8 protein-coding genes and 1 pseudogene are annotated in these 6,916 nt (G+C 36.8%); 8 read left to right on the top strand and 1 reads right to left on the bottom strand.

Features of this window, described 5'->3' with window-relative positions; genetic code table 11:
• Both ACIQ2S_RS09700 and fsa read left to right on the top strand, forming a co-directional pair.
• Nucleotides 1-229, top strand: a pseudogene (locus tag ACIQ2S_RS09700) (short-chain dehydrogenase/reductase); the annotation flags it as partial.
• A 388-nt stretch (nt 230-617) separates the two neighbouring features.
• Complete coding sequence (gene fsa / locus ACIQ2S_RS09695; protein ID WP_396175421.1) at nt 618-1,274, top strand: fructose-6-phosphate aldolase; 657 nt, start codon at nt 618-620, stop codon at nt 1,272-1,274.
• A gap of 71 nt (nt 1,275-1,345) precedes the next feature.
• Here the strand turns inward: fsa and ACIQ2S_RS09690 are convergent, their stop codons facing one another.
• Nucleotides 1,346-2,743 carry a TlpA family protein disulfide reductase gene (locus ACIQ2S_RS09690; protein ID WP_396175419.1) on the bottom strand — a complete coding sequence of 466 codons (1,398 nt, stop codon included), beginning with the start codon at nt 2,741-2,743 and terminating at the stop codon, nt 1,346-1,348.
• Between the two features lie 161 nt (nt 2,744-2,904).
• On the opposite strand from ACIQ2S_RS09690, the gene ACIQ2S_RS09685 reads away from it, so the two are divergent.
• From ACIQ2S_RS09685 to ACIQ2S_RS09660, 6 genes are all read left to right on the top strand, one after another.
• Nucleotides 2,905-4,521 (top strand): ABC-F family ATP-binding cassette domain-containing protein, encoded by a 1,617-nt coding sequence (locus ACIQ2S_RS09685; RefSeq protein ID WP_396175417.1) that lies wholly within the window; start codon nt 2,905-2,907, stop codon nt 4,519-4,521.
• A gap of 92 nt (nt 4,522-4,613) precedes the next feature.
• Entirely contained in the window at nt 4,614-5,171 is a 558-nt protein-coding gene (gene pyrR / locus ACIQ2S_RS09680) for a bifunctional pyr operon transcriptional regulator/uracil phosphoribosyltransferase PyrR (protein ID WP_396175415.1), read from the top strand.
• Nucleotides 5,172-5,173: 2 nt separating this feature from the next.
• Nucleotides 5,174-6,100, top strand: a complete 927-nt coding sequence (locus ACIQ2S_RS09675; RefSeq protein ID WP_396175413.1) for an aspartate carbamoyltransferase catalytic subunit — start codon at nt 5,174-5,176, stop codon at nt 6,098-6,100.
• Nucleotides 6,101-6,149: 49 nt separating this feature from the next.
• Nucleotides 6,150-6,482 carry a ribonuclease Z gene (locus ACIQ2S_RS09670; RefSeq protein ID WP_396175411.1) on the top strand — a complete coding sequence of 111 codons (333 nt, stop codon included), beginning with the start codon at nt 6,150-6,152 and terminating at the stop codon, nt 6,480-6,482.
• Nucleotides 6,483-6,488: 6 nt separating this feature from the next.
• Nucleotides 6,489-6,692 carry a hypothetical protein gene (locus ACIQ2S_RS09665; RefSeq protein WP_396175409.1) on the top strand — a complete coding sequence of 68 codons (204 nt, stop codon included), beginning with the start codon at nt 6,489-6,491 and terminating at the stop codon, nt 6,690-6,692.
• A 3-nt stretch (nt 6,693-6,695) separates the two neighbouring features.
• The coding region (locus ACIQ2S_RS09660) for an MBL fold metallo-hydrolase (protein WP_396175407.1) at nt 6,696-6,916 on the top strand (221 nt) is incomplete at its 3' end.

The following is a 6,916-nucleotide window of genomic DNA, read 5'->3' as shown; positions in this document are numbered from 1 at the left end:
AGCTTATAAAATTCCCTACGGAAATACTTTGAAAATGATGGACGAACACGTGGATTCGGGAAGTAATCCCAATGAAATGGCGTATGCGATTTATAAGATCATCGAAACTGCAAAACCGAATATACATTATAAGGTTGGTAGTTTTATGCAGCGTTTTTCAATTGTTTTAAAGCGAATTTTACCGGATAAGGTGTATGAAAAAATGTTGATGAAGCATTACAAGCTTTAAATCGAAGCTGTTTCTGCTGCTCGCTATCTTTTATTCAATGTAAAAATGTAAAAGTAGTTTCTCGCAAAGTCGCAAAGACGCAAAGACGCACGTTCTTGACGATGTTTTGAGACCTTGCTTAATATTGTAGGATTTTTGCGTGATCTTAAACTAGCTATCTGTTGTTTTAAATCTATACGCGAATACTTTTTAGGAAGGTCAAAAGAAATTTATGTTCTCGAGCAGACTCAGATTTCGGTCATGTTTTATGCGTCTTTGCGACTTTGCGAGAAATATATTAGGATTTTTGCTAGACCTGAAACCTGAAACTTTAGACTTGAAACAAACTTTTTTGAAACTATTGCATTTGATTTCTTAATTTTGCATCCGAATTAAAACACAACCACCTATGAAATTTTTTATTGACACAGCCAACTTAGAACAAATTAAAGAAGCACAAGCTTTAGGTGTTTTAGATGGCGTTACTACCAACCCATCGTTGATGGCCAAAGAAGGAATTAGCGGAAAAAACAACGTTTTGAAACATTATGTCGAAATCTGTAAAATTGTGGATGGAGATGTAAGTGCCGAAGTAATTGCAACCGACTATGAAGGAATGATTAAAGAAGGGGAGGAGTTAGCTGAATTACACGAGCAAATTGTGGTAAAATTACCCATGACAAAAGAAGGCGTGAAAGCGTGTAAATATTTTTCAGACAGAGGCGTTCGAACAAATGTAACGTTGGTTTTTTCTGCAGGTCAAGCTTTATTGGCTGCCAAAGCAGGAGCTACTTATGTGTCGCCATTTATCGGTCGATTGGATGATATTTCAACAGACGGTTTGACATTAATTGAAGAAATTCGTGAGATTTATGACAACTATGGTTATGAAACTCAAATTTTAGCGGCTTCGGTACGTCACACCATGCACATTGTGAACTGTGCGAAGATTGGTGCCGATGTAATGACCGGACCTTTATCAGCGATTTATGGTTTGTTGAAACACCCTTTAACAGATATCGGATTGGCTCAGTTTTTAGCAGATCACGCTAAAGCGAATCAATAATAGACCATTTTACAATACTAAAAAACCGCTAACTTTTTAACAGTAGCGGTTTTTTTATGTGTTGTTGTTTATTAGTTTAAACATTTGACGAAGTTGACATCAAACATGTTTTCAAAACCGTATTTAATGGTACCCTTTTCATCGATTACGATGGTTCGTTGCAATTTGGTGAACGCCCATTTTTCTTTCAGTTCGCTGAAGTCTTTGATTCGGAATTCGTTTACGGTTCCAAAATTATAGTTAGATAAAGTGGCCAACCATTTGTCGTGGTTGCTGTCAATATTAATTGCTATAAATTGATAGTCCTGATTGTTTTTATGAAATTCGATAGCTTTTTTGTGCGAGGCTGATAAATGTGCCGTTGCATCTTCCGTCCAAAAGAAAACCACGCTTTTATTCTTTAAAATAGATTTGCTGCTGATCGTTTTTCCATTTAAATCAATGATTGCTACTTCCGGTAATTCGTTTCCTACGGTAAGATGCTGAATGGAATTGGCAATTTTATTGATTTCATCAAGAATTTCTTTATCGGTACATAATTCATTGAAACGTTTCATGAATACTTTATTGTTGTCAACATTTTGGTCTTCCAACAAGTAAGAAAACGCTATAGAATTTAACACTTTGTTTTTAACCGGTTGAATTTTAAAAAGTGTATCTATTACATTGAGCTTATGAATGCTTATCTTTAATTGATCTTCTGTAGCATTGTTGTATTGATACGACACATTGTTCATGTAATGCGTTAAGTATCTGACAAAAGGAGAAAAATTAGTTAAGTTGGCATTGTTAAAATTAATTTCATTTCGATACGCATAATAATCGGCAGGTAAAGAATCTTTTATGTTTGAGCCGGTTCTGACCAAATGAGCAATGGGATAAATTTCTTTTTTGGAATAATGTTGGAAATTCAATAATGATTGAGCGTATTCATCAAAAGACTCATTCCAGGCGATTTCCTTTTTCTTCACTTCATAAAATTCTTTTTTTGAAGCATAGGAAGAATCAATATTGGACTGAAATTGCTGAAGGCCGAAATCGAATACTGTAAACATTTTGTTTCGATCCTCATCGTTTTTGAGGTACAATTCCATCAAGAAGTTGTTTTTTTCATCACCTCTGCCACAAAATACGATTGATTCGTCAAAAGTAACCGGATTAATGCGAACCATCAAACTGTCATTTTTGTCGAAGTAAACGTATTGAAATTCCGGTTCGTACTTAAACATGTACATTCCGGGTGGTAAAGAATCAAATTTTTTGAGGAACTGATTTTTATCGTCCAGGTAAATAGTGTCAATCACCGTATCATCCTTTAAAAATAAAATGTACTTATTTTTCGGATTAATCACTTCCCCACCAAAATAGGCCACGAAATTATCGCCGGAAAACTCTTTTTTACACGAAACATTGAGTCCGAGTGCGAGTAAAGGCAAAAAGAGTAATAATTTTTTTGTGATGATCGACATTATTGTTGTTGAAAAGTTAACTTCGGAAACAAAAGTATTTTTATTTGTTGATTTAGCTTGTTAACAGACAGTTAAAATAAAGCAATATTTAATACAAATAATACAACAATCAACTCCACTATTTTTGCTACTTTTGCACCACTTTTAAAATTATAAAACGCATGTTAACAGTATCCAATTTATCAGTTCAATTTGGAAAGAGAATTTTGTTTGACGAAGTAAATGTTACGTTTACCCAAGGCAATTGCTACGGAATTATAGGTGCCAATGGTGCCGGAAAATCTACTTTTATGAAGATTATTTCGGGCGATATGGACCCAACTTCCGGACGCGTAATTTTGGAGCCGGGTAAGCGTATGTCGGTTTTGAATCAGAACCATAACATGTTTGACGAACACACCGTTTTGGAAACGGTACTGATGGGAAATAAAGTTCTGTTTGCCATTAAAACAGAAATGGATGCTTTGTACGCCGATTATAATGATTCGAATGCTGATAGAATCGGGGAGTTGCAAGTACAATTTGAAGAAATGAACGGTTGGAATGCTGATTCTGATGCGGCTTCGATGTTATCGAATTTAGGAATTTCTGCCGATTATCATTACACGTTGATGGCAGAAATGGAAGGAAAACTGAAAGTACGCGTCCTTTTAGCACAAGCACTTTTTGGAAATCCGGATGTCTTGATTATGGATGAGCCTACGAACGATTTGGACTTTGAAACCATTGGTTGGTTGGAAAATTTCTTGGCCAATTACGAAAATACCGTTTTAGTCGTATCGCATGACCGTCACTTTTTAGACGCGGTATGTACACACGTTTCTGATATTGATTTTGGAAAAATAACGCATTATTCCGGTAATTATACGTTTTGGTATGAGAGTAGCCAATTAGCTGCGAAACAACGAGCTCAACAAAACAAAAAAGCAGAAGAGAAAAAAGCTGAGTTGGAAGAATTTATTCGTCGTTTTAGTGCGAACGTAGCCAAATCAAAACAAGCTACTTCTCGTAAAAAAATGATTGAAAAATTGAATTTAGACGAAATCAAACCTTCAAGTAGAAGATATCCTGCGATAATTTTTGACCAAGAGCGTGAAGCGGGCGATCAAATATTAAATGTTGTTGGTTTAGCAGCTTCCACGGAAGGTGAGGTGCTGTTTAAGAACGTCGATTTAAACATGGCCAAAGGTGATAAAGTGGTTATTTTTTCAAAAGATGCAAGAGCTACATCGGCTTTTTATGAGATATTAAACGGCAATTTAAAAGCAGATGCCGGTACCTTTGATTGGGGAATCACAACCAATCAATCGTATTTACCGGGAGACAACCATTCCTTTTTTGAGAATGATTTAACGTTGGTTGACTGGCTACGTCAATGGGCCAAAACGGAAGAAGAACGGGATGAAGTGCATGTTCGCGGATTTTTAGGAAAAATGATTTTCTCCGGTGAAGAAGCGTTGAAAACAGGAAGAGTATTATCCGGAGGAGAAAAAGTACGTTGTATGATTTCACGAATGATGATGCTTCGTGCAAATGTATTAATGCTTGACGAGCCAACCAATCACTTGGATTTGGAATCGATTCAGGCGTTTAACAACTCGTTGAAAAACTTCAAAGGCTCGGTTTTATTTACGACCCATGACCACGAATTTGCTCAAACAGTTGCGAATCGTGTGGTTGAAATTACACCAAACGGAGTAATCGACCGCTACATGACGTTTGATGAATACCTGGAAGATGAAAAAGTGAAAGAGCTAAGAAAGAAAATGTATAACTAATTATAGCATCCATCCTGTTACCACGTAGCAGGATTTTTTTTAGGCACAAATCATAAAAAATTATATCTTTACACTCCAAACAACGAACTACTATGAGTCAAAAAGTATTGCTCACTTCCAAAGAAGTCAATATCATTCTCCACCGTTTGGCCTGTCAATTGATTGAAAAGCATTTGGATTTTTCGAACACACTTTTAATTGGTTTGCAACCCCGCGGAGCCTTTTTAGCCAAAAGATTAGCACAGTTTTTAAAGGAAGAATACCAAATTCAGAACATTAAACTGGGATTGTTGGACATTACCTTTTTCAGAGATGATTTTAGAAGAGGCGAGAAGACTTTAGAAGCCAACCGAACCGAAATTGATTTTATAGTTGAAGATAAAAAAGTAGTATTTATTGACGATGTGTTGTTCACCGGACGAAGTATTCGCTCCGCATTAACGGCCATTCAATCGTTTGGAAGGCCTTCGGAAATTGAACTACTGGTTTTAATCGACCGACGATTTAGCAGACACCTACCGATACAACCCGATTACAGAGGGCGACAAGTAGATGTTATTGATAATGAAAAAGTACAAGTTTGTTGGTTAGAAAACGACGGCGAAGACGCTGTTTATTTAGTAACCACACCCACTAATAAAACCACCTAACAATGTCTGAACTCTCTGTCAACCATTTATTAGGTATCAAATACCTGCAACCCGAAGACATCCAACTTATCTTTGAAACAGCCGATCATTTTAAGGAAGTCATCAACCGACCCATTAAAAAAGTACCTTCTTTAAGAGACATAACCATTGCTAATATCTTTTTTGAAAACAGTACACGTACCAAATTATCCTTTGAATTAGCACAAAAGCGACTTTCAGCAGATGTGATTAGTTTTTCTGCGGCTCAATCTTCTGTTAAAAAAGGAGAAACACTAATTGATACAGTCAATAACATCCTATCCATGAAAGTGGATATGGTGGTGATGCGACATGCCAATCCCGGTGCGGCTTACTTTTTATCGAAAAATGTCAAAGCAAGTATTATAAACGCTGGCGATGGTGCTCATGAACACCCAACACAAGCGTTATTGGACAGTTATTCCATTCGTGAAAAATTGGGAGATGTTGCCGGAAAAAAAGTAATAATTGTTGGAGATATTTTACACTCAAGAGTGGCATTATCTAACATTTTTGCATTACAAATGCAAGGAGCTGAAGTCAAAGTTTGCGGACCGAACAGTTTGATTCCAAAATACATTTCCAGTTTGGGGGTTACCGTTGAACCCAATTTGCGAAAAGCATTAGAATGGTGTGATGTGGCCAATATGCTTCGCGTACAAAATGAACGTATGGATGTGAATTTCTTCCCATCTACCCGCGAATATGCTCAGCAATATGGATTGGACAAAGAATTATTGGATTCTTTGAACAAGGAAATTGTCATCATGCACCCGGGTCCAATTAACCGGGGAGTAGAAATAACTTCGGATGTGGCCGACTCGAAGCAATCGGTCATTTTGAACCAAGTCGAAAACGGGGTAGCAATTCGAATGGCAGTTATTTATCTTTTGGCTTCGAAAATTAAGTAATTTTAACTACCTTAGGACCTCAGTACCTTAGAACCTCAGTACCTAAAAAATGAAAGTCGACCAAAAAGGACATACCACCATTCTCAGAAACACCCAAGGTGATTGCAACATTTTTTTAGAAAAGGTAACGGCACAATATGCTACGTTTAAAAATCAAAATATTGTTTTGAATATGTCGGATGATAAAGACATAACTATAAAAGACTTGAAACTTTTCGCTGAATTATCTAAAACCCATAAAAAAGCAAAGAAATCTTTTGTAATAGTTGTGGATGGTATTGATTTTAACTCCGTACCTGAAAAACTGACCGTTGTTCCTTCACTTTTGGAAGCTCAGGATATTATTGAGATGGAAGAAATTGAAAGGGATTTGGGGTTTTGAATGATCATGGAAGATGGAAGATGGGAGATGGAAGATGGGAGATGGAAGATGGAAGATGGAAGATGGAAGATTGGAGATGGGAGATGGAAGATGGAAGAAAGGAGTTGGGAGTACTTTAACCCTTTACCTACAACCCGCAACTCGCAACCTACAACCCGTAACCTACAACCCGTAACTCGCAACCCACAACCCGTAACCCGCAACTTTTAAACTTTGAAACTAACAATTTTAGGCTGTTATGCCGCAACACCTCGAACGATAACCAATCCCACTTCGCAAGTTTTAGAGATTAAAAATCACATGTTTTTAATTGATTGTGGGGAAGGAACGCAGGTGCAGTTGCGAAAACACAAAGTAAAGTTTTCCAAAATCAATCATATTTTTATTTCGCATTTGCATGGCGATCATTTTTTTGGTTTGGTGGGATTGATATC

Source organism: Flavobacterium sp. (assembly GCF_044371705.1).
Lineage (GTDB): Bacteria > Bacteroidota > Bacteroidia > Flavobacteriales > Flavobacteriaceae > Flavobacterium.
Note: the sequence above shows the minus strand (reverse complement) of the source record. Positions and strands in the feature narration are given on the sequence as shown.